The sequence below is a fragment of the Cyanobium gracile UHCC 0139 genome (assembly GCF_034931325.1).
GTDB lineage: Bacteria > Cyanobacteriota > Cyanobacteriia > PCC-6307 > Cyanobiaceae > Cyanobium > Cyanobium gracile_B.
Genome location: NZ_JAYGHX010000009.1, coordinates 49,254 through 74,114 on the forward strand (window position 1 = coordinate 49,254; position 24,861 = coordinate 74,114).

The 24,861-nt window shown below is 66.3% G+C and carries 20 protein-coding genes and 1 pseudogene; 12 read left to right on the forward strand and 9 right to left on the reverse strand.

The annotated features are described in order from the left end of the window. The gene (locus VB738_RS13400) at positions 1-243 is read right to left on the reverse strand and encodes a hypothetical protein (RefSeq protein WP_323306210.1); all 243 of its coding nucleotides are present in this window, start codon (positions 241-243) and stop codon (positions 1-3) included. After that, the gene (locus tag VB738_RS13405) at positions 201-764 is read right to left on the reverse strand and encodes a DUF1643 domain-containing protein (protein ID WP_323306211.1); all 564 of its coding nucleotides are present in this window, start codon (positions 762-764) and stop codon (positions 201-203) included. Before VB738_RS13405 ends, VB738_RS13400 begins: the two co-directional genes overlap by 43 nt. Positions 765-826: 62 nt before the next feature. Between VB738_RS13405 and polA the strand changes: the two genes are divergently transcribed. From polA to VB738_RS13440, 7 genes are all read left to right on the forward strand, one after another. Continuing rightward, a complete protein-coding gene (polA, locus tag VB738_RS13410) occupies positions 827-3,769 on the forward strand; it encodes a DNA polymerase I (RefSeq protein ID WP_323306212.1) in 2,943 nt (980 codons plus the stop codon). A 143-nt stretch (positions 3,770-3,912) separates the two neighbouring features. After that, positions 3,913-5,832 carry a hypothetical protein gene (locus VB738_RS13415; protein ID WP_323306213.1) on the forward strand — a complete coding sequence of 640 codons (1,920 nt, stop codon included), beginning with the start codon at positions 3,913-3,915 and terminating at the stop codon, positions 5,830-5,832. 55 nt (positions 5,833-5,887) lie between these two features. Then, entirely contained in the window at positions 5,888-6,787 is a 900-nt protein-coding gene (rfbD, locus tag VB738_RS13420) for a dTDP-4-dehydrorhamnose reductase (protein WP_323306214.1), read from the forward strand. A gap of 35 nt (positions 6,788-6,822) precedes the next feature. After that, positions 6,823-7,986, forward strand: a complete 1,164-nt coding sequence (rfbB, locus tag VB738_RS13425; protein WP_323306215.1) for a dTDP-glucose 4,6-dehydratase — start codon at positions 6,823-6,825, stop codon at positions 7,984-7,986. After that, on the forward strand, positions 7,983-9,482 hold the full coding sequence (cysS, locus tag VB738_RS13430; RefSeq protein ID WP_323306216.1) for a cysteine--tRNA ligase: 1,500 nt from the start codon (positions 7,983-7,985) through the stop codon (positions 9,480-9,482). Before rfbB ends, cysS begins: the two co-directional genes overlap by 4 nt. Before the next feature lie 38 nt (positions 9,483-9,520). After that, positions 9,521-9,760 carry a hypothetical protein gene (locus tag VB738_RS13435; protein WP_323306217.1) on the forward strand — a complete coding sequence of 80 codons (240 nt, stop codon included), beginning with the start codon at positions 9,521-9,523 and terminating at the stop codon, positions 9,758-9,760. Then, positions 9,757-10,191, forward strand: a complete 435-nt coding sequence (locus VB738_RS13440) for a TA system VapC family ribonuclease toxin (protein WP_323306218.1) — start codon at positions 9,757-9,759, stop codon at positions 10,189-10,191. The genes VB738_RS13435 and VB738_RS13440 overlap by 4 nt, the downstream gene beginning before the upstream one ends. 38 nt (positions 10,192-10,229) lie before the next feature. Here VB738_RS13440 and VB738_RS13445 read toward each other — a convergent pair whose 3' ends face one another. Then, complete coding sequence (locus VB738_RS13445; protein WP_323306219.1) at positions 10,230-11,699, reverse strand: glycosyltransferase family 61 protein; 1,470 nt, start codon at positions 11,697-11,699, stop codon at positions 10,230-10,232. 95 nt (positions 11,700-11,794) lie between these two features. On the opposite strand from VB738_RS13445, the gene VB738_RS13450 reads away from it, so the two are divergent. The 3 genes from VB738_RS13450 to VB738_RS13460 all read left to right on the forward strand — a co-directional run bounded on the left by VB738_RS13450 (position 11,795) and on the right by VB738_RS13460 (position 13,816). Next, complete coding sequence (locus VB738_RS13450; RefSeq protein WP_323306220.1) at positions 11,795-13,264, forward strand: WcbI family polysaccharide biosynthesis putative acetyltransferase; 1,470 nt, start codon at positions 11,795-11,797, stop codon at positions 13,262-13,264. A gap of 177 nt (positions 13,265-13,441) precedes the next feature. After that, the gene (locus VB738_RS13455) at positions 13,442-13,603 is read left to right on the forward strand and encodes a hypothetical protein (RefSeq protein WP_323306221.1); all 162 of its coding nucleotides are present in this window, start codon (positions 13,442-13,444) and stop codon (positions 13,601-13,603) included. 48 nt (positions 13,604-13,651) lie between these two features. Then, positions 13,652-13,816 carry a hypothetical protein gene (locus VB738_RS13460; protein WP_323306222.1) on the forward strand — a complete coding sequence of 55 codons (165 nt, stop codon included), beginning with the start codon at positions 13,652-13,654 and terminating at the stop codon, positions 13,814-13,816. A 524-nt stretch (positions 13,817-14,340) separates the two neighbouring features. Here VB738_RS13460 and VB738_RS13465 read toward each other — a convergent pair. The 6 genes from VB738_RS13465 to VB738_RS13490 form a co-directional block, all read right to left on the reverse strand. Further along, positions 14,341-14,817, reverse strand: coding sequence for a glycosyltransferase family 25 protein (locus VB738_RS13465; protein ID WP_323306223.1), 477 nt, complete (start codon positions 14,815-14,817; stop codon positions 14,341-14,343). A gap of 197 nt (positions 14,818-15,014) precedes the next feature. Beyond that, positions 15,015-16,085, reverse strand: coding sequence for a hypothetical protein (locus VB738_RS13470; RefSeq protein ID WP_323306224.1), 1,071 nt, complete (start codon positions 16,083-16,085; stop codon positions 15,015-15,017). A gap of 132 nt (positions 16,086-16,217) precedes the next feature. Then, positions 16,218-16,934 (reverse strand): hypothetical protein, encoded by a 717-nt coding sequence (locus VB738_RS13475; protein WP_323306225.1) that lies wholly within the window; start codon positions 16,932-16,934, stop codon positions 16,218-16,220. Beyond that, positions 16,934-18,223: a glycosyltransferase gene (locus VB738_RS13480; protein ID WP_323306226.1), complete on the reverse strand. Its 1,290-nt coding sequence runs from the start codon at positions 18,221-18,223 to the stop codon at positions 16,934-16,936. Before VB738_RS13480 ends, VB738_RS13475 begins: the two co-directional genes overlap by 1 nt. Beyond that, entirely contained in the window at positions 18,220-20,226 is a 2,007-nt protein-coding gene (locus tag VB738_RS13485) for a glycosyltransferase (RefSeq protein ID WP_323306227.1), read from the reverse strand. The genes VB738_RS13480 and VB738_RS13485 overlap by 4 nt, the downstream gene beginning before the upstream one ends. 167 nt (positions 20,227-20,393) lie before the next feature. Then, positions 20,394-21,275: a class I SAM-dependent methyltransferase gene (locus VB738_RS13490; protein ID WP_323306228.1), complete on the reverse strand. Its 882-nt coding sequence runs from the start codon at positions 21,273-21,275 to the stop codon at positions 20,394-20,396. 274 nt (positions 21,276-21,549) lie between these two features. On the opposite strand from VB738_RS13490, the pseudogene VB738_RS13495 reads away from it, so the two are divergent. Both VB738_RS13495 and VB738_RS13500 read left to right on the forward strand, forming a co-directional pair. Then, positions 21,550-23,343, forward strand: a pseudogene (locus VB738_RS13495) (tetratricopeptide repeat protein); the annotation flags it as partial. Positions 23,344-23,738: 395 nt separating this feature from the next. Further along, on the forward strand, positions 23,739-24,830 hold the full coding sequence (locus tag VB738_RS13500; protein WP_323306229.1) for a TIGR03032 family protein: 1,092 nt from the start codon (positions 23,739-23,741) through the stop codon (positions 24,828-24,830). The last annotated feature ends 31 nt before the right edge of the window (positions 24,831-24,861 follow it).

Genomic DNA, 24,861 nt, shown 5'->3' on the forward strand with positions numbered 1-24,861 from the left:
TCAGTCGTCAAGGGCGCCGTAGATGGGCTCCACCCGGATCGCCTGGACGCTGCCGGCCCGGAGCACGAGGAACTCGCTGGTCAGGTCGCTGATCGGCACGTTCACGAAGGTGTCGAGGGCCGCCGCGTTCAGCACGCCGCCGTACCAGTTCTGGAAATCTTCGAGGGTGTTGAAGTGCACCTCCTGGTGGTGGCCGCCGGTCAGGAACAGGTGGATGGCGTAGCGGCGGGGGGTGCGGGCCATGGAGCGGCGGCGGCTGGTCGTCCACAGGATGCCCCATAGGGCCGCAACAGGCTTGTGGCCGGCCGGTAGAGGGGATGGAGCGGGGCGCCGGAGGCGGTGCAGCCGAGGCACACCAGCCGGGAACGGTGGGGGGCCAGCAGCTCCAGCACCCGTTCGTCCTGGCCCGAGCGGCGGCCGCCGTTGCCCCAGCCCAGCCAGATCAGCGGCGGCGACGCCCCGGCCCGCACCCTTCGCCGGATCCAGGCCAGGTTGGCGCCGCCCACCGGGTCAGCGGCCAGGGCCAGGGCGGCCGGCCGGGGGCTGATGCGGGCGAAGAGGTTGAGCACCTCCAGGCCGCCGTACCCCCAGCCGGCGGCGAAGGCCATCAGCCGCCGCAGGGTGGGGTCGTCGTGGCGATGGTCGGCGCGGGAGGGATTCAGGCCGATGAACAGCAGCCGGCTGCCCCGCGGCTCCCACACCCGCTCCAGCCACCAGCGGTAGTGGCCGCAGCGGCTGAAGACGGCCCGGCCGGTGGCCTTCACGGCGCTTCCGGGCCGCCGGATGGCAGGCTGTGGCGGACGGCGGACGGATCCCGGAAACAGCCATGGAGCGGGACAAGCCCCTGTTGCTGCTGGTGGACGGCCACTCCCTGGCCTTCCGCAGCTTCTACGCCTTCGCCAAGGGCGGCGAGGGGGGACTGAGCACCAAGGACGGGGTGCCCACCAGCGTCACCTACGGCTTCCTGAAGGCCCTGCTCGACAACTGCAAGGGCCTGGGGCCCCAGGGCGTGGTGATCGCCTTCGACACGGCCGAGCCCACCTTCCGCCATGAGGCGGACGCCGCCTACAAGGCCCATCGGGAGGAGGCCCCGGAGCACTTCTTCGCCGATCTGGCCAACCTGCAGGCCATCCTCAGGGACTGCCTCGACCTGCCCCTGTCGATGGCGCCGGGCTACGAGGCCGACGACGTGCTCGGCACCCTGGCCAACCGGGCGGCGGGCGAGGGCTGGCGGGTGCGGATCCTCTCCGGCGACCGCGACCTGTTCCAGCTGGTGGACGACGCGCGCGACATCGCCGTGCTCTACATGGGCGGCGGCCCCTATGCGAAGAACAGCGGGCCGACCGTGATCCGCCGCGCCCAGGTGATCGAGAAGCTGGGGGTGCCGCCCGAGGGGGTGGTGGACCTCAAGGCCCTCACCGGCGACAGCTCCGACAACATCCCCGGGGTCAAGGGGGTGGGGCCCAAGACCGCCCTCACCCTGCTCAAGGCCCACGGCGACCTGGACGGCATCTACGCCGCCCTCGACCAGCAGAAGGGGGCCCTGAAGACCAAGCTGGAGACCGACCGGGAGAACGCCTTCCGCTCCCGGATGCTGGCGGAGATCCTGGTGCAGATCCCGTTGCCCGAGGAGCCCCGCCTGGCCCTGGGGCGGGTGGACAGCCAGGGGCTGGGGGCCCGGCTGACCGAGCTCGAGCTGTTCAGCCTGGTGAAGCAGACCGAGGGCTTCGCCCGCCTGTTCTCTTCGGAGCCTCCCGAGCCCGCCGCCGCCACCTCCGCCGCCGCCGAGCCTGCCGCCGAGCTCGCCACCGGCGAGTCCCCGGCCCCGGAGTCCGCCGCCCCGGAGCCTGCGGCCGAAGGCGGCCTGCCCGAGCTGCGGCCGCAGCTGGTCACCACCCCGGAGACCCTGGCCGCCCTGATCGAGCGGCTGATGGGCTGCACCGATCCGCTGGCGCCGGTGGCCCTCGACACCGAGACCACCTCCCTCAACCCCTTCAAGGCGGAACTGGTGGGGATCGGCCTCTGCTGGGGGGAGGGCCTGGCGGACCTGGCCTACGTGCCCATCGGCCACCACAGCCCACCGGCCCCCGACCTGCTCAGCGCACCGCCGCCGGCGCCGGAGCAGCTGCCCCTCGATGCGGTGCTGCTGGCCCTGGGGCCCTGGCTGGCCAGCGCCGCGCACCCCAAGGCGCTCCAGAACGCCAAGTACGACCGCCTGATCCTGCTGCGCCATGGGCTGCCCCTGGCCGGTGTGGTGATGGACACCCTGCTGGCGGACTACCTGCGGGATGCCAACGCCAAGCATGGCCTGGAGGCGATGGCGGCGCGGGAGTTCGGCCTCCAGCCCACCACCTACGGCGATCTGGTGGCCAAGGGGCAGAGCTTCGCCGACGTGCCGGTCGCGGCCGCAGCTCTCTACTGCGCCATGGACGTGCACCTCACCCGGCGCCTGGGCGCCGTGCTGCGCGGGCAGCTGGCGGCGATGGGACCCCAGCTGCCCCTGCTGCTGCAGCAGGTGGAGCTGCCCCTGGAGCCGGTGCTGGCCCAGATGGAGGCCACCGGCATCCGCATCGACGTCCCCTACCTCAAGGAGCTGGCCGAGGAGCTCAGCACCACCCTGGCCCGCCTGGAGCAGGAGGCCCAGGCGGCGGCGGGGGTGGACTTCAACCTGGCCTCCCCCAAGCAGCTCGGGGAGCTGCTGTTCGACACCCTGGGGCTCGACCGCAAGAAGTCGCGCCGCACCAAGACCGGCTGGAGCACCGACGCGGCGGTGCTGGAGAAGCTGGAGGACGACCATCCGGTGGTGAAGCTGGTGCTGGAGCACCGCACCCTCAGCAAGCTGCTGAGCACCTATGTGGAGGCCCTGCCGGCCCTGGTGGAACCCGAGACCGGGCGGGTGCACACCGATTTCAACCAGGCGGTGACGGCCACCGGGCGGCTGAGCAGCAGCAACCCCAACCTGCAGAACATCCCCATCCGCACCGAGTTCAGCCGCCGCATCCGCAAGGCCTTCCTGCCCCAGGAGGGCTGGCAGATGATCAGCGCCGACTATTCCCAGATCGAGCTGCGCATCCTCACCCACCTGTCCGGCGAGCCGGTGCTGGTGCAGGCCTACAACGACGGCGACGACGTCCACGCCCTCACCGCCCGGCTGCTGCTGGACACCGACACGGTGACGCCCGAGGAGCGGCGGCTGGGCAAGACGATCAACTTCGGGGTGATCTACGGCATGGGGGCCCAGCGGCTGGCCCGCGAAACCGGCATGGGCCAGGCCCGCGCCAAGGAGTTCCTGAGCCTCTACAAGCAGCGCTACCCGAAGGTGTTCCTGTTCCTGGAGCTGCAGGAGCGGCTGGCCCTCAGCCGCGGCTACGTGGAGACGATCCTGGGGCGGAGGCGCCCGTTCCAGTTCGATCCCGGCGGCCTGGGCCGGCTGCTGGGGCGGGATCCGCTGGAGATCGACCTGGAGGTGGCCCGCCGTGGCGGCATGGAGGCCCAGCAGCTGCGGGCCGCCGCCAACGCCCCGATCCAGGGCTCCAGCGCCGACATCATCAAGCTGGCGATGGTGGGCCTGCAACGGGCGCTCAGCGAGGCCGGCCTGCCGGCCCGGCTGCTGCTGCAGGTGCACGACGAGCTGGTACTGGAGGCGGCGCCGGAGGCGCTCGAGGAGGTGCGGGAGCTCACCCGCCGCACCATGGAGCAGGCGGTGCGGCTGCTGGTGCCGCTGGTGGTGGACACCGGCGTCGGCCCCAACTGGATGGAGGCGAAATAGCCGCCTGAGACCACCTGGCGGTGGGGTGGCATCCCGGTGACAGCACGGTGTCGCCATCCCACCAGCCGCCGGGCACCACGATCAAGCCGATTCGATGGGAGCGACCCGACAGTCATGGGGCCCAGCCAAGAGGCACGGATCCCATGGCCAGCCCCACCCCCAATCAGGACGAGAACCTCGTCACCGGTCCACATCCCTTCGCGGGGAATTTCCACAAGACCCTGCCCCACAACCGCTTCGGCGAGGTGGACGTGGCCGCCTACCGGCGCTTCGAGCGGACCTGCGTCGCCATCGAGGCCGGTGCTCCGATCAACTTCGAGAGCGTGGCGGAGGGCCCGGTGGCCCCGTCCTCGCCGGATGTCCCCCAGACGGCGTTCAAGATCAGCTCAGGCGACACCCCCGCCATCCAGGAGTTGGGCATGGCGGCCGCGAAGCTCACCAGCCCCCTGGCCGGCGCCGCGGCCGAGGGTTTCGGGCCCGACCCGAAATCGCTTGAGATGCCACCGGCACCCAGCATCCAGTCGATCTCCGCCACCGCGGAAATGGTCGAGCTGTACTGGATGGCGCTGCTGCGCGACGCGCCGCTGGTGGCCTTCCAGTTCGACCGCACAGCCCCCGAAGGCGGCTATGCGGACGTGGGCGGACACGACGGGGAGCTGGGCTACGGCGTCGCCAGCCGGATCGGCACGGCCCGCCAGGCGGTGAACCGCTGCTTCGATGCCGCCGTGCGCCTCGACGGCGATCCCGGCCGGCTGTGCACCCCCCTGGATCTGGCGCCGGGTGGCGGCGGCGCCCGCATCGACCTTCACACCCTCTTCCGCAGCGGCCTGCCCGGTGAGGACGCCGGACCGCTGCTGAGCCAGTTCTTCCTGCAGAACGTCGGTTACGGCACCCAGACGATCGACCAGAGCCAGGTGCCCTACATCGCCAAGCGGGATTTCCTGGTCACCCACGGGGACTGGCTGCTGGCGCAGAACACCGGCAAGGACGGCTATGGCCGTGATTACGGCAACGGCAACAATTACGGCGACCAGCTGCACCGGGGTGCCAGCTACTACCCACCGGGCAACGGCCGCCGCCTGATCAGCACGATGCGTGATCTGGCTCGGTTCGTGAACCGCGATGCCCTGCATCAGGCCTACTTCAATGCCGCCCTGTTCCTGCTCAACATCGATGCCCCCGTCGATGGCGGCAATCCCTATGGCGGCAAACGGTTTTCCAGGGAGGGGGCGTTCGCCTCGCTCGGTGGACCCGACCTGCTGACGGTGGTCTCCGAGGTGGCCAGTCGGGCGCTGAAGGTGGTGTGGCGGCAGAAGTGGCTGGTGCACCGGCGCTGCCGGCCGGAGGTGTTCGGTGGACTGCTGCAGATGGAGCGCAACGGCTACGAGGGCTGCCTGCGGGACTACGGCCTCCAGACCTCGGTGCCCACCGTTCCGGACTTCCAGGCCGCCGTGGATGACACCCTCGCCGCGGTGAGCGCCCACAACGCCTCCCTTGCCGGCGGCGCCGCCACGCTCTTCCTGCCGATGGCCTTCTCCGCCGGTTCCCCCAGCCACCCGGCCTACGGGGCGGGCCATGCCACCGTGGCCGGCGCCTGCGTGACGGTGCTCAAGGCCTGGTTCGACGAGGACGCGCGGCTGTGCGACATCTACGCAACGGCCAATGCCAGGGCCGGAGCGGAGCGGGTGGGGCCCAAGGATCCCCCCGACTCCCCCGCCCCCCCCCTGCAGCTGCTGCAGCCGGGCTACCGCCGGACCGGCACCGACCTGGAGGCCTTCGGCCCGCCGATGCCCTACCCCCCGGCGGCGTCCTCCGACGCGGAGCGGATCACGGTGGGGGGCGAACTCAACAAGCTGGCCAGCAACGTGGCCATGGGTCGCTCGATGGGCGGCGTCCACTGGCGCAGCGACAACACCCGCAGCCTGCGCCTGGGCGAGGAGGTGGCGATCGAGATCCTGCGCAAGCGCTCCGCCGAGTACGCCGAGCGGCCGCTTTCGTTCCGGTTCCGCTCCTTCGACGGCAAGCCGGTGCAGATCGTCCAGGGGGTGGTGCTGCGGGACTGATGGCGGCGAGGTTGGCTGGCGCAGGTAGGCTGCGCCAGCCGTGCCGCCGCCATCGATGCCCCAACCGGTGCGGGTGCTGCTGACCGGCCGCCAGGGCCAGCTCGGACAGGCCCTGCTGGCCAGCGCGCCTGCCGGCATCGACCTGATCGCGACGGGCCGGCAGGAGCTGGATCTGGCCGATCCGGCCGCCTGCCGGGCCGCCGTGGCGCAGCACCGGCCCGACTGGGTGCTGAATGCGGGGGCCTACACCGCGGTGGATCGGGCCGAAGCGGAGCCGGAGCTGGCCGAGGCGGTCAACGCCGGAGCCCCCGGGGCCTTCGCTGAGGCCCTGGCCGAGTCCGGCGGACGGCTGCTGCAGGTGAGCACCGATTTCGTCTTCGACGGGGAGCAGGGCCGTCCCTACGGCCCGGAGCAGGCCCTGGCCCCCCTGGGGGTCTACGGCGCCACCAAGGCGGAGGGGGAGCGGCGGGCGGCGGCCGCCCTGGGCGCCGATCGCCTCTGCCTGCTGCGCACCAGCTGGGTGTACGGGCCGGTGGGGGCCAACTTCTGCCTCACGATGCTGCGGCTGCACCGGGCGAAGGCCGCCGCCGGCCAGCCCCTGGGGGTGGTGGCCGACCAGGTGGGTTGCCCCACCGCCACCGCCGGCCTGGCGCAGGCCTGCTGGCGGGTGATCGAGCGGGGGGTGAGCGGCCGCCACCACTGGAGCGACTGCGGTGCCGCCAGCTGGTACGACTTCGCGGTGGCCATCGGCCTGCTGGCGGCGGCGCGGGGGCTGATCGACGCCCCGGCCCGGGTGCGGCCGATCACCACCGCCGACTACCCCACCCCGGCCCGGCGCCCCTCCTATTCCCTGCTGGATGGCACCACCACCCGGCGCGAACTGGACCTGGAGGGGCAACACTGGCAGGCCGCCCTCGCTGAGGTGCTGGCGCGGATTCCCCTGCCCCAGGCCTGAACACCCCCCACCCCACGTCGTCTCGCTCCACCCCGATGGATCCCTACCCCAGCCTCGATCTGCCGGTGCTGCTGGCCGGCCGTCGCCGCATCCTGGTGACCGGCGGCGCGGGCTTCATCGGCGGGGCGCTGGTGCGGCGGCTGCTGCGGGACAGCACGGCGACGGTGTTCAACCTCGACAAGATGGGCTACGCCAGCGACCTGCTGGGCATCGTCAACACCCTGGCGGCGCTGGGGCCGGCGGCGGAGCGGGCCGACGGGCCGCGGCACCGGCTGCTGCAGGTGGACCTGGCCGACGGGGAGGCCACCGCCGCCGCGGTGCGCCAGGCCGATCCGGATCTGGTGCTGCACCTGGCGGCCGAAAGCCACGTCGACCGCTCGATCGACGATCCCGGCGCCTTCCTGGTCAGCAATGTGATGGGCACCTTCCACCTGCTGCAGGCGGTGCGGGCCCACTGGGAGGGGCTGCCGGCGGAGCGGCGGGAGCTGTTCCGCTTCCACCACATCAGCACCGATGAGGTGTTCGGCTCGCTGGGGGCCACGGGCCGGTTCTCGGAGACCACCCCCTACGACCCGCGCAGCCCCTACTCCGCCAGCAAGGCGGGCAGCGACCATCTGGTCCAGGCCTGGCACCACACCTTCGGGCTGCCGGTGGTGCTGACCAACTGCAGCAACAACTACGGGCCCTGGCAGTTCCCCGAGAAGCTGATCCCGGTGGTGATCCTCAAGGCCGTCGCCGGCGAGCCGATTCCCCTGTATGGCGACGGGGCCAACGTGCGCGACTGGCTGTACGTGGAGGACCACGTGGAGGCCCTGCTGCTGGCCGCCACCAGCGGCGAGGTGGGCCGCAGCTACTGCGTCGGTGGCCATGGGGAGCGCACCAACAAGCAGGTGGTGCAGGCCATCTGCGCCCTGCTCGACGAGCTGCGGCCCGGCGGCTCCCCCCACGCCGGCCTGATCACCCCGGTGGCCGACCGGCCGGGCCATGACCGGCGCTACGCCATCGACCCGCAGCGGATCAGCAGCGAGCTGGGCTGGCAGCCCCGCCACGACGTCCAGCAGGGTCTGCGGGCCACGGTGCAGTGGTACCTGGAGCACGACGACTGGTGCACCCACGTGCGCAGCCGGGCCGGCTACGGCGGCGGACGGCTGGGCCAGGCGGGTGCCGGCGCGGGTGCCGTGGCGGGAGCGGGCCATTGACCCTGCGGCTCACCAACACCCTCAGCCGCCGCTGCGAGCCCTTCGCGCCGCAGGTGCCCGGGCAGGTGTCGATCTACTGCTGCGGCGTCACGGTCTACGACCTGTGCCACCTGGGCCACGCCCGCAGCTACATCGTCTGGGACGTGCTGCGGCGCTATCTGCTGTGGAGCGGCTATGCCGTCACCTTCGTGCAGAACTTCACTGACATCGACGACAAGATCCTCAAGCGGGCCGAGGAGGAGGGCAGTTCGATGGCGGTGGTGAGCGAGCGCAACATCGCCGCCTTCGAGGCCGACATGGCCGCCCTGCACATCCTTCCCCCCGACCGGATGCCCCGGGCCACCCGCAGCCTGGACGCGATCCGCCAGCTGATCGGTGAACTGGAGGCCAAGGGGGCGGCCTATTCGGCCGATGGCGATGTGTACTTCGCCGTGATGCGCCAGGCGGACTACGGCAAGCTCAGCGGCCGCACGCTTGAGGAGCAGCAGGAAGGGGCCAGCGGCCGCACCAACGAGGCGGAGGAGGCCCGCAAGCGCCACCCGTTTGATTTCGCCCTCTGGAAGGGGGCCAAGCCGGGCGAACCCAGCTTCCCCTCCCCCTGGGGAGCGGGGCGGCCGGGCTGGCACATCGAATGCTCGGCGATGGTGCGCGAGGAGCTGGGCACCACGATCGACATCCACCTGGGCGGGGCCGATCTGATCTTTCCCCACCACGAGAACGAGATCGCCCAGTCGGAGGCGGCCAGCGGCCAGCCCCTGGCCCGCTTCTGGCTGCACAACGGCATGGTGAATGTGGGCGGCGAGAAGATGTCCAAGTCGCTGGGCAACTTCACCACGATCCGCGCCCTGCTGGAGAGCGGCGTCAGCCCGATGACCCTGCGGCTGTTCGTGCTGCAGGCCCACTACCGCAAGCCGCTGGACTTCACCGCCGAGGCCCTGGCGGCGGCCGCCACCGGCTGGAAGGGTCTGGACGCCGCCCTGGGGCTGGGCGAGCGCCACGGGTCGGCCCTGGGCTGGGCCAACGCGCCCGCCGCTGCGAGCGCTGCGGTGAGCGCCGCGGACATCGGCGCCGAACTGGCCCGGGCCCGCGAGCGCTTCGCCGCCGCCATGGACGACGACCTCAACACCTCGGCGGCGCTGGCCGTGCTGTTCGAGCTGGCCCGGCCGCTGCGGGCCCTGGCCAACCGGCTGGAGCGGGGCGACACCGAAGCCGGGGCGGCCGGAGAGACGGTGGCGCTGGAGCCCCGCTGGCAGCTGCTGGGCGAACTGGCCGGTGTGCTGGGGCTGGCGGCGGAGGCGGCGAGCAGCGCGGCGGACGGCACGCCGGCCGAGGCGGCGGCGGCGGAAACGGCGGTCCAGCAGCGGATCGAGCAGCGCCGGGCCGCCAAAGCGGCCAGGGATTTCGCCACCGCCGACCGCATCCGGGCCGAACTGGCCGCCGAGGGCATCGAACTGATCGACCGGCCCGGCGGCGTGACCGACTGGGTGCGGAGCTGAAGTGCGCACTAAGATGCGCATCAAGTGAGGCGGCACCCATGCGCACCACCCTGGAGCTGCCCGATCCGCTGTTTGCGCGCCTGAAGGCCCATGCCGCCAGCCGGCGCCTCACGCTCAAGCAGCTGTTGCGCACCTATGTGGAGCAGGGGCTGGATGGAGAACCCCCAACCCAGCGCCCGCCACGAGCGGCTGCCACGCTGCCCCGAATGGACGGGCCCTTGCCCATTCCAGAGGAACAGCTGAGCAATTCAGGGCTGTTCAGCCTGATGGAACCATGACCAGCCAGGCGGATCTTCCCGATCTCAATGTCTGGCTGGCGATGACCTCCGCCGGCCACGTGCATCACACCCAGGCCGTGCACTACTGGGAATCCGAGGCCGCCGAACGGGTTCTGTTCTGCAGCGTCACGGCTCTGGGCCTGGTGCGTCTGGTGAGCCAGCCGAAGCTGATGGGTGCCGCCGTGAAGAGTTCGGCCGAAGCTGCTGCCCTCCTGCAAAGCCTCTGCGCCCAACCGGGGGTGTCCATTGCAGAGCCTGAGCAGGGCGCCTGGGACATCTTCCACTCCCTCGTCTGCGACCTTCAGCTGCCTTCGAAGCACTGCACCGACGCCTACCTGGCCGCCCTGGCGATGGCGAACGACTGGCGGTTGGTCAGTTTCGATCGCGATTTCAACCGGTTCAACGACCTCGATTGGCTGTCCCTTTCGTGAGTCACCGCTCCACCTCTCTGGAGGCGGCGCTGAGGCGCCTACCGGAGCCGCTCGAGCAGGTCCTGGATGGGCAGCACGCTGCGGCCTGGCACGGCTGGATCGGCGGCGCAGTTGAGCACCTGCCAGTCGAGGCCGGCGGAGCGGCCCGCCAGTTCCAGCATCAGCCAGGCGCCACCGTGGGGGCGGATTTCGATCACCGGGGTGCCTTCCGGGGCGAGCAGGGCATTGGCCAGGCCCGCCCCATGGATGCCCACACAGCCACGGGCCCGGCTGATCAGGCCATGGAGGGCCCGGATGTCGTGGAATCCCGGGTCGAGGATCAGCACGCCGTGGTTGCTGAGCTGCTCGAGCAGTTCGGCGTGGTTGCTGAAGTCACGGCCATGGGGAACTTCGGTGGGGGCCGCCAGATTGCGGCTGAAGTAGATCCAGTGATCCTGCAGCGCAAAGGGAGGCGCGGGCTGATGCAGGTCCCGGCGCAGCAGGTCCACCCCGTCGCGGTAGTCCTCGATGGCGAAGGTCCAGGTGCGCTGGTGGTGGGGGTGGAAGCCGCTGCCGCCGTTGCAGGCCACCGGCTGGAGCACGAGCCGCTCGACGCTGAAGGAGGCCGGAAGGTCGTCCCGGAACTGCACCGCGCCGGGCCAGAGCAGGCGACGCAGGTGGGCGAGGTTGGCGAAGCGTTCGCGGCAGGCCAGCAGCTTCAACGGCCCCAGCTCGCTGGAAAGCCGGCGGATGGCCGCCAGCTGGGGGAGGGTGTCGTGGAAGAAGTGGCCCAGGTTGCGATGGCCGACGATGTCGTTGAGAACGCACCAGGTGCCCTCCAGCCGCAGGGGTGCGGGCTCTGGATCGGGCAGGGGGCGGAGGCTGAGGCTGTCGCCATCGCGCTGGAGCCGGTAACCGGCGAGCTGCTGCATCCAGGGGGCCTCGGGCCAGCCGGCGGGAAGGTACTGGAGGCAGTCGCTGAACCATTCCCCGTCAGCGATGGCGCCGATGGGCAGCACCACGGCGTTGCTGACCAGCCGGTGGCTGAGCCGGTAGGTGTGGAGGGGCTCCGGCCAGGGGAAGGGGGCAGGAGCCGGGGGCGGTGCAAAGAAGCCCAGCGGGATGGGGGCAGCGGCCTGCTCCAGCTGCTGGCGGGTGGCGTGGATCCAGTCGTGCTGTTCCGGATGGAACTGCAGCAGACGATCGATCAGCGGCAGGGCCTGAGCAGCCAGATGGGGATCGGATCGGCCCTGGTCCTTGATCCAGAGCGCGCCGTAGCGGCAGAACTGTTCCTCGAACACGGCGACCCAGCCGGGCTCCTCGGGGCTGGTGTCCTGCAGCCAGCGGTAGAGCCGGGCGCCATCGAGGGCGATGGCGATGGCCTCGTAGCGCTGCTCCCCGGGCAGGGCCAGCATGCGCTGATGGCCGGCGGCACCAAGCTGGCGCAAGCGGTCGCGTTCGGCCGGTTCGAGCACGGCCAGGGGTGAGAGCTGCCGGCAGGCCTCCGCGAGCTGGCGGGCGTCACCCATGGCTTCGGTGCATCACGGCCAACTCTGGCACCGGTGCGTCGCCGCCATGATGGGCCGATCCTGATCGATGGGGCGGGGGGGCCCGAAGCCTCTGGATGGCACACACCCCTTTGCCAGCCGAAACGCCCAGGGGTCGGGCCGCCTGTCTGGATCTGGCCAGGGAATGCCTGCGGCGCCAGGGCCTGGCCAGGGTGGCGGAACTGGTGTGGGACGGGGTGACCGCCTCCGAGGCCCCGCTGGAGGCCGACGAGCAGGAGCTGCTCAGGGAACTGGGCCTGGCCTGCCACCAGCAGATGCTGGCGGTGGCCGAGGGCGATCCGGCCCAGGCCATCGCGCTGGCCTGCTGGGGCGCACGGCTGTTCGGCCACCTGCTGGATCAGGGCTCCCCCCAGGCGGCGTGGGTGGCGATCCACCATGAGCAGTTCTGCCGCTACGGATCCATCTGGATCCATCGGCAACTGACCAGCAGCGACGACGACACCCCCGCCCTGCAACGGCAGGAGCTGGGCGCCACGGCCCTGAAGATGCTCGAGACGCTGGGGACATATCACGATCCCCTGCCGGACTGGGTGCCGGTGTACCGGGAGGCGCTTCTGGCGATACCCGGTGCCGGCGCCGGAGCGCCCCCCTGGCCCGCGGCGGACAGCCTGATCACGATCGTGGGGAACTGCCAGAGCCACCCGATCTTTCTGGGGCTGGAGCGGGCCCTGCCGTCCCATCGCTTCCACTACTGCGCGCCGGTGCACATGGCCACGGCGGAGGATGTGGCGGAGCTGCACCGGGTGCTGGGCGACACGCAGGTGCTGGTGATGCACCGCGTCACACCCGGCTATCGCGACGGCATCGGCCTGGATGGGGCCACCCTGCAGGCCCTGCTGCCGAAGGGGGCTGGCGCCGTGGTGCTGCCGAATCTGCACTACGAGGGCTACCACCCCACGATCGGCTACGCCCACGACGACCGGGGCGAACTGCCCGGCCTGGCCAGCGAATCCCCCCTGGGCGACTATCACGATTTCCTGGCGATGGCGGCCGCCGAGCGCGGCCTGGAGGCCGAGGAGATCCTGGCGCTGGCCTGCACCCCGGAGATGGAGGAGCTGCTGCAGGCTTGGCACCGGCGCTCCCTGCAGGAGCTGGCGCGACGGGAACAGGAATGCGACCTGCGGATCTCCCCCTGGCTGGAGGCGAACCACAACGGGGAAGGCCATCCGATGGCGCTGTTCCACACGTTCAACCACCCCAGCAACCAGGTGCTGGAAAAGCTGCTGGAGGATCTGATCGGCCGGCTGGGGCAGGAGCCAGGCGGGGAACGGCCTGGCCTGGGCAGCCCGGTGGAGCAACTGGGCCGGCAGCGGCACGCCATCCTGCCCTGGACGCGCCAGGCGCTCGCCCTGCCGGGGTGGGCGGCCGCCGAGGGGCGCCGCGACTGGGAGAACAGCTGGACGCTGGAGGAGCAGCTGGGCGCCTCGATCGCCTTCTACCGGCGACATCGCTGGCTCGTGGCCTGTAATCAGCAACAGGAGAAGTACGGGCTGGCGGAGCGGCTGCTGGCACTGGCGACGGGGTGAGCCGCAAGGGCCTGATCTTCGAGGAATTGGCCGTGCGCCACGCCATTCGGACCTCATGGGGGTGAGGTGCTCAGCGCCTACGGAGCCAGCATCAGCTTCGGTTTCTAAAACTGCCTCTACTTCAAGCTGCACGGCGAGCGGGGCCTGGAGGGCAGGCTCCAGGCGGCGCGTGAGTTCTTGGCCCAGGGGAGCTTCAACGCCCAGGCCCAGGCGGAGGTGTACGGGCGGGCGATGGCCGACGCAATCGGCTTCCCGAATGAGCAGCGGTTCCTGCGGGCCGAGATGCCGGAGGAGCCCGAATCGATGCGGCACGTGGCGGAGGAGGCCTGCACCACCTAGACCCAGGGCCTGCCACACCGCAACCTCATCGGCCGCCTGATGCCGGCCGTGCCGCTCTACGCGCTGATGGCGGCAGGAACGGCGCTGCGGGTGTCGCTGACGATTATCGGCAAAGCCCGGCTACAGGAGCTGCAGGTGCTGATGCCGCTGTTGGACGGGGGAAGCCCTGTGGCCTCACAATCTCACGATGGGGGACAAGGACTGGGCCGGTGAGCGGATCGGCAATCTGGTGGAGTTGCTGGCGTGGAGCGGTTAGGAGGCGACAGCCGTCTGAGCAGGGTCGTCGCTGTAACCTCCTTTCAGCATCAAAGTGCAATCTTAGATCTCGTGGCAAAGGCTGGGGAATAAACGCATATTTTCCTCCCCAGGAGACTCACCATCTATTGGTCGAAAGACAATCTTGGAAAAGCTGTGTTCGCCATGGGGGAAGGAGACTGGTGATCCAGCGGACAGAAAGGCTGAGGCTGGCATGTTCTTGAGTTGCTACTCACGAACGCTCTGAAAGCCTCCAGCGCGGACGATAGCGGGAGATACAACATAAGCACGAAGAATGCCTATCATTGGGACAAGCTGAGCATGGTGATGCTCGAGAATTGCCGTGCGGATCCTGGATCCTTCAGGGAGCTTCCTTGCATCGTCTTCAGATGTACAATATCGGATTAAACGTCCATCAATAATCCCATAAAATAAATCCTTTTCGACCGCATGTAATAGCTTTTGTACACCGGCTGCACTAATTAGGTAGCCATCAGCACCAGCCCCCAAAAACGATCCTGCTGACTATGGCCTATAACCCCACTAATAGAAGGATAACACACGGGGGACTCATCAAGAATTGGGAGTGACATTCTCTCATTCAAGAAGATGAGATCAAAATCAGAGGGCAGGTCAATAGAGAAGATATCATTTAGTCGGGGAAAGATAGCATCATCCTCAAGAATTATGGCATGAGAAGCACATTCCGCTTCCAGCTTCTCCCAGCACATGACATGGCTGAGGAAGCAACCGATCGAACCCTTCTGATGCTCACTCCATTGAGCTGACTTGGACAACATCATGGCAGCGGCCTTGGGAAGCCGCCGCCCGTCTACCGCATCAACAAAACACCAGTCGAAACAATCGAAGCAGGAAGACTGTGCTTGCATCCTGGAGCGGCGGTCGAGGCTTCTCTCCAAGCTGATCGCTAAAACGGGGATCGGTGTAGTCAGCCTCATGCGGAATCAGCGGTGATTAGAGTGAATCAGTCGATCAGAGAAAGTGGAAGCGCCAACTTCTGGTGCCTTTACGAGGCTTACAGAGGAGGGGAAGCGATGATGCTGGGAGCTGAAATGCTAAATCAATGAAATAGTCATCAGATACACACGACTCCAATTCATCGTTGTCATCATCTCCAAAAATATAGTTCGTCGGATCACGCGGACACGGACTCGGGCGAGATAGCTGGATACTTAAGCGCTTCAATCAAAAGAGTGACGAGCTTGCCAATAGACTCGTGATCAAGGCCAGACTCGTGATACGAGTCGACCGAAAGTGGACATGGACATAAATCATCCAGCTGACGCCCTGGGAAAAACTGGTCGACTAGTCGAACATTCGATGTTTGATAAAAGGAGTTGATGGCCTGAACTGTCGCCGGAGTTGGAATCGGTTTACCAGGAAAGCACTTTTCGACCAGCCTTCCAAGAACTGTTCTTGGGTTTTCGGTGCTAAGAAGTTTCACAATCTCGGGCCGGCCCATATCAGAGAAAAATCTTCGATTTAACTCCGACATCAACGAAATGCCAATATCACAAAGACTTTCATTCATTACTGGCGAGGGAACGAGCGACTCACTCTTGCAGGAACAAACTGAATAAAAATGAGATAGAATATCCTTCTTATGATCATTGAACAAGAACGGATGCATAGCAGCCTCTGGAAAGTTCTGCCTCCATAGGATTAGCCGCGAATAGTAGTCTAGATATTGCAACTCATGGCTACCCAGGGTGGCCGCGTCAACATCTGATCGGCAGTAGCCATCCCTGACCATTGTTGAAAGAGCGCTATACAAAAGATCCGACTGAGAACGGAAATAGACAATGATTCGATCAATATAGACCCCAGCCTCGCCAAGAATATGCTTCAGATTCTGAAAGTGAACGTCACTCCACAAAAACCAGAAATGCTCACTTGAAGAAACAAGTCGCTGGAGAGAAGGTGTGCTCTCTATGTGCAGAGCACTCTCGGAAAGGCGCCGAATGACATCGGATTGAAACAAATTTCTTTGCTGATCGCCAATAATGCCTCTGTTCTCCAGAATTCCAAAGCCCTGTTCACCGGGATGAAGACAAGCCAAAAAGAGATCGATATTATTTGTGCGCCCTAAAGTATGGCAATAAAGCAGACCAGATCGTGCAAGCACATCATGATTAAGCCATAACGACTCCTGAATACTGGTTGTGGCCGTCTTGGGAGTTCCGATATGGAGCGAGAGAGGAATCATTGTCTTGTTGGTAGAGAGATGCTGGAGTTGCCTACATTATTGCCTGCCAATCGGGAGAACAGAGACCATTCACAAAAGTCGCGTCCTTAGATGAGGAAGAGGGTTTAGCCTCCATGCAGGCAGAGGATACATTTAACTAGCCAACAACGAATCAACTCTACGAGCATCAATGACGTAGTGATCATAGTCGAAGAGTCGGGACACAACAGAGAGCCGTCGTGGTGCTGAGTCATCGAGCAGCAGAAGTTGCTGCAACGCTTGCTTGGTGTCATGGTCAACCATGCCAAGCTGATCAATCAACGGTATGGCCTCTTGAGCAAAGGTATCACAACATGATATGGATAAATCAACACCAGCATCTCGAAAGAACTGCTCGACTCGTGAGAACGCCATTCTGGGATGAGAACAGAAAGAATGCGCAGGGGCAATCAGGTTCGACTGAGAAGGCCCTTCCACTGTCATAAGCGAGGCCAAGGAGATTGTTTCCTCCAATGCAGGACGAATGGAATCAACCGCAACGTCCAGAGAAAAGCACTCAGAAGGGTCAGAGGATCCTTTTGCTATCGCGCCAAGCTGTCTCACAACCCCATCCGGATCGGCCACAAGCAGAATAGTTGTGGAGCTTTGTGCAAGATAGATCCAGTACTTTGGCGGATAACGGTAGCCGATCAAAAAGAAGTGCTGGTTACTTCTCTTCATAACATCAATCCAGGATGCATGATCAGCTTCGTCAAGTCTTTGGGCGGGGGGATCCACGCAGACATGACCATTCACCACGGCTAGTCTCTCAATAAAACTGAAAAAGACTGAATCGATTCCCATTGGTGCAGCCACTGTGAGATGAATCATCAATGGCCTCCAACGGCGAGAGCCTTGTAGTAACTCTCTAGCGCCCGCTTCGGACTCAGCCGAAGGGCGCTCTGGTGAGCAGCATGGGCCATCTCCAGATACTTATCCTGTTCCATCTCCAGAAATAGTGCCATCTTTGCCGCAAGATCAGCCGCATCTCTGGCCACAAAGTTGTAGCCATCGACGCCGTGCTGCACACGCTCCGCCAGCCCTCCGATGAAGGCCGCGATCACCGGCTTGTAACAGGCAAAGGCTTCCGTCACCACCAGGCCGAACACCTCCGGCCAGGTGGAAGGGACGACCACCACATCAATGCCGGCCATGCGACGGATGAGTTCATCGTGCGTGTAGCCTCCCAACTCCACCACCTCACCATGCTCCCAGGCATGGCTGCCGCTGATCAGCCCTTCCACCTTGCTCTGATACTCATCGGAGGCGAAGTTCTTATTGCCGCCATTGATCACGATCTGAAAGGGCCTGAGGGGCTGGCTGCGGTTGAGCAGGTCACCGGCCTTCAGCAGAACGTGGATTCCTTTGTTGTCGACGAACTGACCGAAGAAACCGAAACGGATGGCCTTCAACCGCTTGGGTTCCGGCTCGGGCGCCGGGTAGCGATCCAGGTCAATGGGATGGTTGATCACATGAACACGCTGTGGATCGACCCCCATCTCCTTCACCAGCACGCCACCGAGATGCCTGGCTGGAACGATGTAGCTGTCGGCCATCTCCAGCAGATCCACGTTGTACTTGTGTCGGGCCATGAACGTATCAGCCGTGATGTGAGGGAAACACATGGCGCAGAGCTCCGGCTCAGCCTTGCTGCACAGTCCACCGTTCGTCTTCTTCACCATCTGGCCATCAGCCAGGCAGGCGAACAGCATTTCATGCAATCCCACGCTGATGTGCACCTCTGGCAAGGCAAAACGCAACAGCCCCAGCAGATCGATGCCGATGTGCATGTAATGCGAAAGAAATACCGAGCGGGGCTCAAGCCTGCGCAAGAACAGGGTGAGATCCTTGATCGCCCGTGAATCGACACAATTATGCCAGAAGTAGTCGTACTCGCCGGTGAAAAAGTAGTATTCGTCTTCTGATCCGGGCACCTTGCGCAGATAGGCCGAAGCCTTGGTGCGCAGATTTGTCTGGGGAGATGTGGCGCCGATGAAGCACACACGCAGATTGGAGTACTTGCGCAGATTCAAAAACAAATCATAGGCGCACTGCTGTGCACCGCCATGCACCACCTTGGGATGGAACAGGCTCAGGATCACCAGGTCGTACTGGCTCATAGGGAATACTCCACGGGCAGATCCATGGCTTCCAGCTCTCGCCGCCACTTCAGGGAAAACAGCAGTCGATTCACATGGCTGGTCGTCCCGCTCAGGTGATAAGGGGCAACGGAGCCCGTGCCCTCTGCGTGATAGAACTTGATGTCATCCCATACCCGCACAGGAATTCCCTCCTGTCGTGCCCTGAGACAAAGATCGAAATCCTCGAAGTGGGCATAGATGATCTCTTCACTGAAACCACCCAGGTGATGAAACAATGGCGCACTCATGGCCATCAGAGAACCGGAACAGGCGATCACATCAGCCCGCGTCTGGTTACGGCCCACGGAAAAGCCATTGAACAGGGGAATGGCTCCAGCCTTTGCTGTTGTGAGTCGGGTGGCGGTGAGGCCTTCCTGCATCAGGGTCCCGTCGGTGAAATACTGGAAGGCACTGTGGATGGCATTGGGTTCGCTCATGGCTCGGCGGATCAACTGGTGATAGTCGGCCACCGAGTCGGCAAACAGATCATTGTTGTGGAACAACAGGCATTCGCCTGTGGCATGCGCGGCACCGAGATTGCACCCGGCAGAGAAGCCGAGATTCGTGGCTCGGTTGAGGATGCCGATCCGTAACCCGCTGCGGATATCGGCAAACCGATCGAGAATGTGGAACGTTTCCGAAAAGAGCTCGGGGGAATTGTTCACCACGATCAGCTCCAGAGGCAAGCCACATTTCGCCAACTGCAGGATGGCCGGCTTGGCCGCCAAGAAGGAACCCAGCTGCACGAAAATCACCGACGCCAGCGGTGGCCGTGCCAGCGGGGTTCGCGTCAGCCAGTGAACCTCCACATCGTTGCGCTCGGCGGCCACGTGCCGGGCGAACAATCCCGAGGCTTCCATGACGGTCTGTGGGGTGAACAGCCTCAGGGAATCCGGCCAGCGGTTGCCACTGTCGATCGACACGCGAAACACGCCCAGTGCGGCCTCGAAGAAGCGCGGCGCGCTGGTTTCCTCCGGTACCTCCGCCAGGCAGAGTTCCGCGGAGGTCGGCCGTACCTTGTCTTCGCCCTCGGGCTCCACGATCAACACCAACCGGCCGAGTTCCGACCAACGACGGAAGCCGGAACAGTCAATCAGAGTGGCAAAGCCATGCCGCTGGTGCTCCGGCAGAGCCAGGGCCTGGCACACGTCAGGCCGGTGATAGAACGTGCCCGATCCGACGGCATGGGCACCAGGCATGAGCGGATCACTCAGCCGGAAGAGACTGCCGCTGGGGAAGGCTTCACGACACCAGCCGATCAACAGCAGCAGGGAACCGCAGCGCAGGCTGCGATCGAGATGCACATCCACGGGGGCGCCCGTGTCACACGCCTGGGCCGTGATCGCATCAAGACGGCCGAGGGGAACGTTGCCATCCACCGTGGTCCGACTGGCCTCGATCGAGGCCCAGGTGAAATCAGGCTGGAGGCCCTTGGCTTCGCGGAAGCACAGGTAAGCCTCTTCTGCCTGCCCCAGGGCCTTATGGATCAGCCCAAGCTCAAAGGGGATCCAGGGGTTGCTGGCCTGGTCCCGGAACGGGCGCAGAATCTCAAGCGCCTCTTCCGTTCGCCCGCTCTGCCGGTGGGCGTGGGCTCGGATGAACGCCAGCATCGGGTCGGCGGTGTCCTCCGTTGTGGCGGCCAGCCAGCAATTCGTCAGCTCAATGGCTTCGGCGAAACGCTCCCCATCCACCAGCTGCTTGGCCCGCCGGAACAGGGCCTCGGAACTCAGTTGCTCGATGCCGGGCTCAACAAAGCCACCCGTGGGCGGGAGCTGGGAGGAAGGGTCAGGGTCGGCACTCGGTGGGGATGGCTTTCCAGCGATGTCAGTGTCGCCTTCCGAAGCTGGATCCGCGGGACGACCCGTCGCCCGATGACCTCCTGCATAGGCGGCCAGACGATCCCAGTCGCTCTGGGATTCCGGATTGTGCAGAAGCTTGATCTGAAGTGACTTCCGATCTAGAGAATTAACGGGCAAAGTCAAGCGCAATCCAATGGTGGACCGGATGGATGCAAAGAGAATCTAACCCCCAAAGACCTCGCCTCCCCGTGATGGGCATGGCAGCCTGATGAAGCTTTGATGAAATGTTCCGACCCCAGAACCGATTGGGAAGATGTGTCAATCAACACAGGATGATCAGGGCGGCTGATCTACCGCTTCGCTTCGATCACCAGCACGCCAGGTAGATCCGATCCCAGCACGCCATACTTCCAGCTGGCGATGTGATGCATCTGCGCCGCAGCGAAGCCTGCAGCACGCAGTTGATCGAGCACGTCCCACCCCGGAATGCGGTAGACGAGCGAGCCGCCCACTGGCCGGATCGGATCTCCATGCCGCTCAGGGTCCCCGAGCAGTTCTGTCTGATGGGTCACCGGGTCGTATTGCGCTTTCAGGATCGAATCCACCTGCCCGAAAGCCAGTGGGCAGGTGGCCACCAGCCGCCCCCCCGGCCGTAGGACCCGGGCGATCTCCCGGAAGGCCAGCTCCAGCTGAGGCACATGCTCAAAGAGCTCGTTGCAAAGGACGACATCAAAACTGGAATCGGGGAAGGTCAGCGCGCAGAGGTCCTGGTGCAGAACCTCGCTGGTGGCCAGTTCCGCATCTTCCAGGAACTCGCTGCAGGTGAGCCTGGCGGCTCCAAGGTGGCGCCGCATCCACAGAGCAAAAGAACTCAACGCCTCCACCACATACACGTCCAGCTGCACCAGTGATTCCAACGAACCGCAGGTCTGCTCCAACACTCGAAGCACCGCCCGGTTTCGGCTCAGCAATCCGTTCGCCACCAGAGATTCGCGGTAGTTGGGCCCCTGAATCTGAAGGGCCTCCGGCGGAACATGTTCGCCCGTGAGAGGTTCAAGAAATCCAAGCATCTGGCTCACCGCAACAGATTCGTCCAGCAGATTCCCCTGCTGAAGCAGCTCGGCCAGTTCCGGCTGAAACGCGCTGAAGCTGTTGTACGTGCGATAAAGGTCGTGCAGTGCGAGCACCCTCTCACTGGGCATCAGCTGCGGGCGGATTCCGACCTGCGCCAAGGATGCTTCGCCAGCCATGGCGGCAGCCTAGGGAGAAGAGGCCATGGACGCCAGCAAGCTGTGGCACGATCCTGCCCACGATCCGCCCAGGTGGCTCCCATCTCCCCGTTTCTGGGCGCCAGACCCCTCTGGCTGCCGCCGGGAGCGCCCCTACGCCACAGCCCCTCGGCCGCCTGATGCCTGGCCTGACCCGTCAGCGTCTCGATGCGTCCCAGGGTGCCTGAGAGTCATGCCACCATGACCCCACCGTCCTCGCCATCCCCCGGCGGACAACGTGGCCGACTGGATCCAGGAGGCGGAAGTCGCCTATGCCAAGGGCCGCTTTGCCGCCGCCCTCCACCTCTTCCGCCAGGCCCTGAGCCACGACCCGGAGGACGCCAACCTGCAGGCCGCCGCCGCCCGCTGCCTGCGCCAGCTCGGCGAGCACGCCGAAGCCCGGCGGATTCTGGAGGCCATCCTCCTGCGCCAGCCCGATCACTTCGCCGCCGTGCTCGGCATGGCTGAGCTGCTGCTCAGCGGCGGCGAACCGGCCGCTGCCCTTCCCTTCTATCGCCGCGCCGTCGCGGGCGATCCCCGCAACCTGCCGTTGCTGCGCACCTTCAGTCACTGCCTGCTGGCGGCCCGGGAGCCCGGGGAGGCCGAGCAGGTGCTGCAGGCCGCGCTCCAGATCGAACCCCACGACCCGGAGCTGCTCAGCGCCTGGATCGATCTCTGCCAGGCGCGGGGCGATCATCAGCAAGCCCTGCTGCTGTCGGGCACCCTGCTCAGCCTGGCCGCCGCCAGCCCCTGGCACCGGCTGCGGCACGCCCGTCTGCTGGGCCAGCTCCAGCGCCACAGCGAGGCCCTGGCCAGCCTCGAAAACTTCGCCGCCGGGGAGGATCCCCAGCTGGAGGCCCATGGCCTCCAGCTCCGGGGGGTGCTGCTGCGGGAGCTGGGCCGGCTTCCCGAGAGCCTCAGCGCCCTGCGTGCCGCCGTGGCCGCCGATCCCACCTGCCCCGACCATGCCGTGGCCCTCGCCAACCTGCTGGCGGACATCGGTGCCTTCGAGGAGGGGCTGTTCGCGCTGCACACCAGCGAACGCCAGATCGGAGCCGTCCGCGGCCTCGCCCCCCAGCCCTGGCTGCAGTTCGCCAAGGTCACCCTCTACCGGGGTGCCGGCGACAGCGAAGCGGCCCTGGCCATTGCCGATGGTCTCGCCCACGACCCCCAGGTCGGCTTCCATGCCCGGGTGCAGCGGGCGGAGCTGCTCATCCACCTGGGCGATGGCCGCGCCGCCGCAGCGATCGACACCCTCGCCCCCGCCGGCCCCGACCAGGAACGCCAGGCCCGGCTGAGCCGCAGCCAGTGGCTCAAGGGCCTCTACCGCTTTGATGAGGCCCTGGTGCCCCTCGCCCCCCTCCTACGCCACGAGCCCCTCGATCACCTCGCCGCCGAGATGGCCTGCCTGCTCCACACCCTGGTGATGGATCTCACCGCGGCCCAGGAGCTGTTTTTCCGCCTCCGGGCGGCCAAGCAGGCCAGCCCCAATCCCCGCCTCGCCGCCACCGCCAGGCATGGCCTGCATCGCTGCCTGATCGAGGAGTTCCACACCAACCGCGCCGCCACCGCAACCATCCACCAGCTCTGGCGCCGCCCCCCCGCCGAGCGCCTGCAGCTCCTCGCGGCGCTCCTGGAGCAGGAACCGGAATGCAGCGCCGCGGCGCTCTCGCTGCTGATCGCCGCCCGCCAGGCCGGCCGCCTCGACAGCTGGGCCGATGCCGACCGGATCCCGAAGGGCCCGGCCTCGATCCCCCGCCGCATCATCCAGTTCTGGCATGCCAGCACCCCGCCCGATGGGATCCGCTCCCTGATGCAGAGCTGGCCCCAGGCCAACCCCTCCTTCGAGCACCGGGTGTTCCACCAGGCATCGGCCGCCGCCTTCATCGCCGCCCAGGCGCTCCAGAGCGTGCAGGAGGCCTTCCGGCTGGCCCTCAGCCCCGTGCTGCAGGCGGATCTGTTCCGGCTGGCCTACCTCTGGGTCCATGGCGGTGTGTACGCCGATGCCGACGACCGCTGCCGCCACGACCTCACGCCCCTGCTGCCCCCGGGCGTGGAGCTGGTGCTGCAGCAGGAGGACATCGGCTCCATCGGCAACAACCTGATCGCCGCGACCCCCGGCCATCCCTTTCTGCGCCTGGTGCTGGAGCGGGCCGCCCGCCAGGTGATCGAACAGCAGGGCAGCAACCCCTGGTTCCTCACGGGCCCGGGCCTGTTCACCCTCTGCTTCACCCGCCTCTACCGCCAGGCCCTGCTCGACCCCACCGCCGGCCCGCCGCCCGGGGTCTGCCTTCTCACCCAGCAGACCCTCAGCCAGCGCATCAGCATGCATCTGCAGACCCCGGTGAAGGTGAACGAAGGCAGCTGGGCCGCCCCCCAGGGCAGCAGCGGCCGCGCCCGCAGGATGATCCAACCCCGCCGCCGTCGATGTGCCATCCGTCCGGGTCGGCACCCCGTCCAGCCGGCAACCCGATTCCTTACCAGAACAGCGTCAATCTGCCCGAGATCCTCCACAGGCTGGGATGCTCGCTGGTGGTGTCCACCTATCAGGCGGGCAAGCTGGTCACGGTGGGCAGCCACGCCGGCGAACTCGTCTTCGGGCTGGCGAGCTTCAACAAGCCCATGGGCGTGGCCCGCACACCCTCAGGCCTGGTGGTGGGAGGGATGGCCGAAGTCTGGACGCTGCCTGGCTACACCGGCATCGCGGCCCGGCTGCCCCCCGAAGGCACCCACGACATCGCCTTTCTCACCCGTTCCGCCCACCTCACGGGCGCCGTGCTGGGGCATGAACTGGCCTGGGGCAAGCAGGGCCTCTGGTTGGTGAACACCCTGTTCAGCTGCCTCTGCACCCTGGAGGATCCCTGGAGCTTTCGGCCCCGCTGGCAGCCGCCCTTCATTTCCAGCCTCGAGCAGGGCGATCGCTGCCACCTCAATGGCCTGGCCATGGATCCGCAGCAGGGCACGCCCGCCTATGTCACCGCCCTGGGGGAGAGCGACGAACCGGGGGGCTGGCGGCAGCGCAAAGCGGAGGGTGGCTGCCTGATCGCCGTGGACAGTGGTGAGGTGGTGCTGCGGGGGCTGTCGATGCCCCATTCGCCGCGGCTGCATCAGGGCAGGCTGTACCTGCTGGATTCCGGCCACGGCCGCCTGGTGGTGTGCGATCCAGCCGCCGGCCGCATCGACACCATCTGCGAACTGCCCGGCTTCACCCGCGGCCTCGATCTGTTTGGCGACTTCGCCGCCGTGGGTGTATCGAAGATCCGAGAGAAGGAGGTCTTTGGTGACTTGCCGATCTCCCGCAGCGATACCCCCCTGCGTTGCGGCGTGGCGATCGTGCATCTGCCCAGCGCCCGCGTCGTGGCCCAGTTGTGGTTCAACGCAGGGGTGGATGAAATCTTTGCCTGCACCCTGCTGCCGGGCCACCGCAACCCGATCGTGGTGGGGCCCCACGACGCCATGGATCAACAGGAACCCATCTGGATTGTGCCTCCCGATACAACTCTCGAGGTCGAGTTCTGAAAACCCTGCTAATATTTTAAGCTGAAATTCA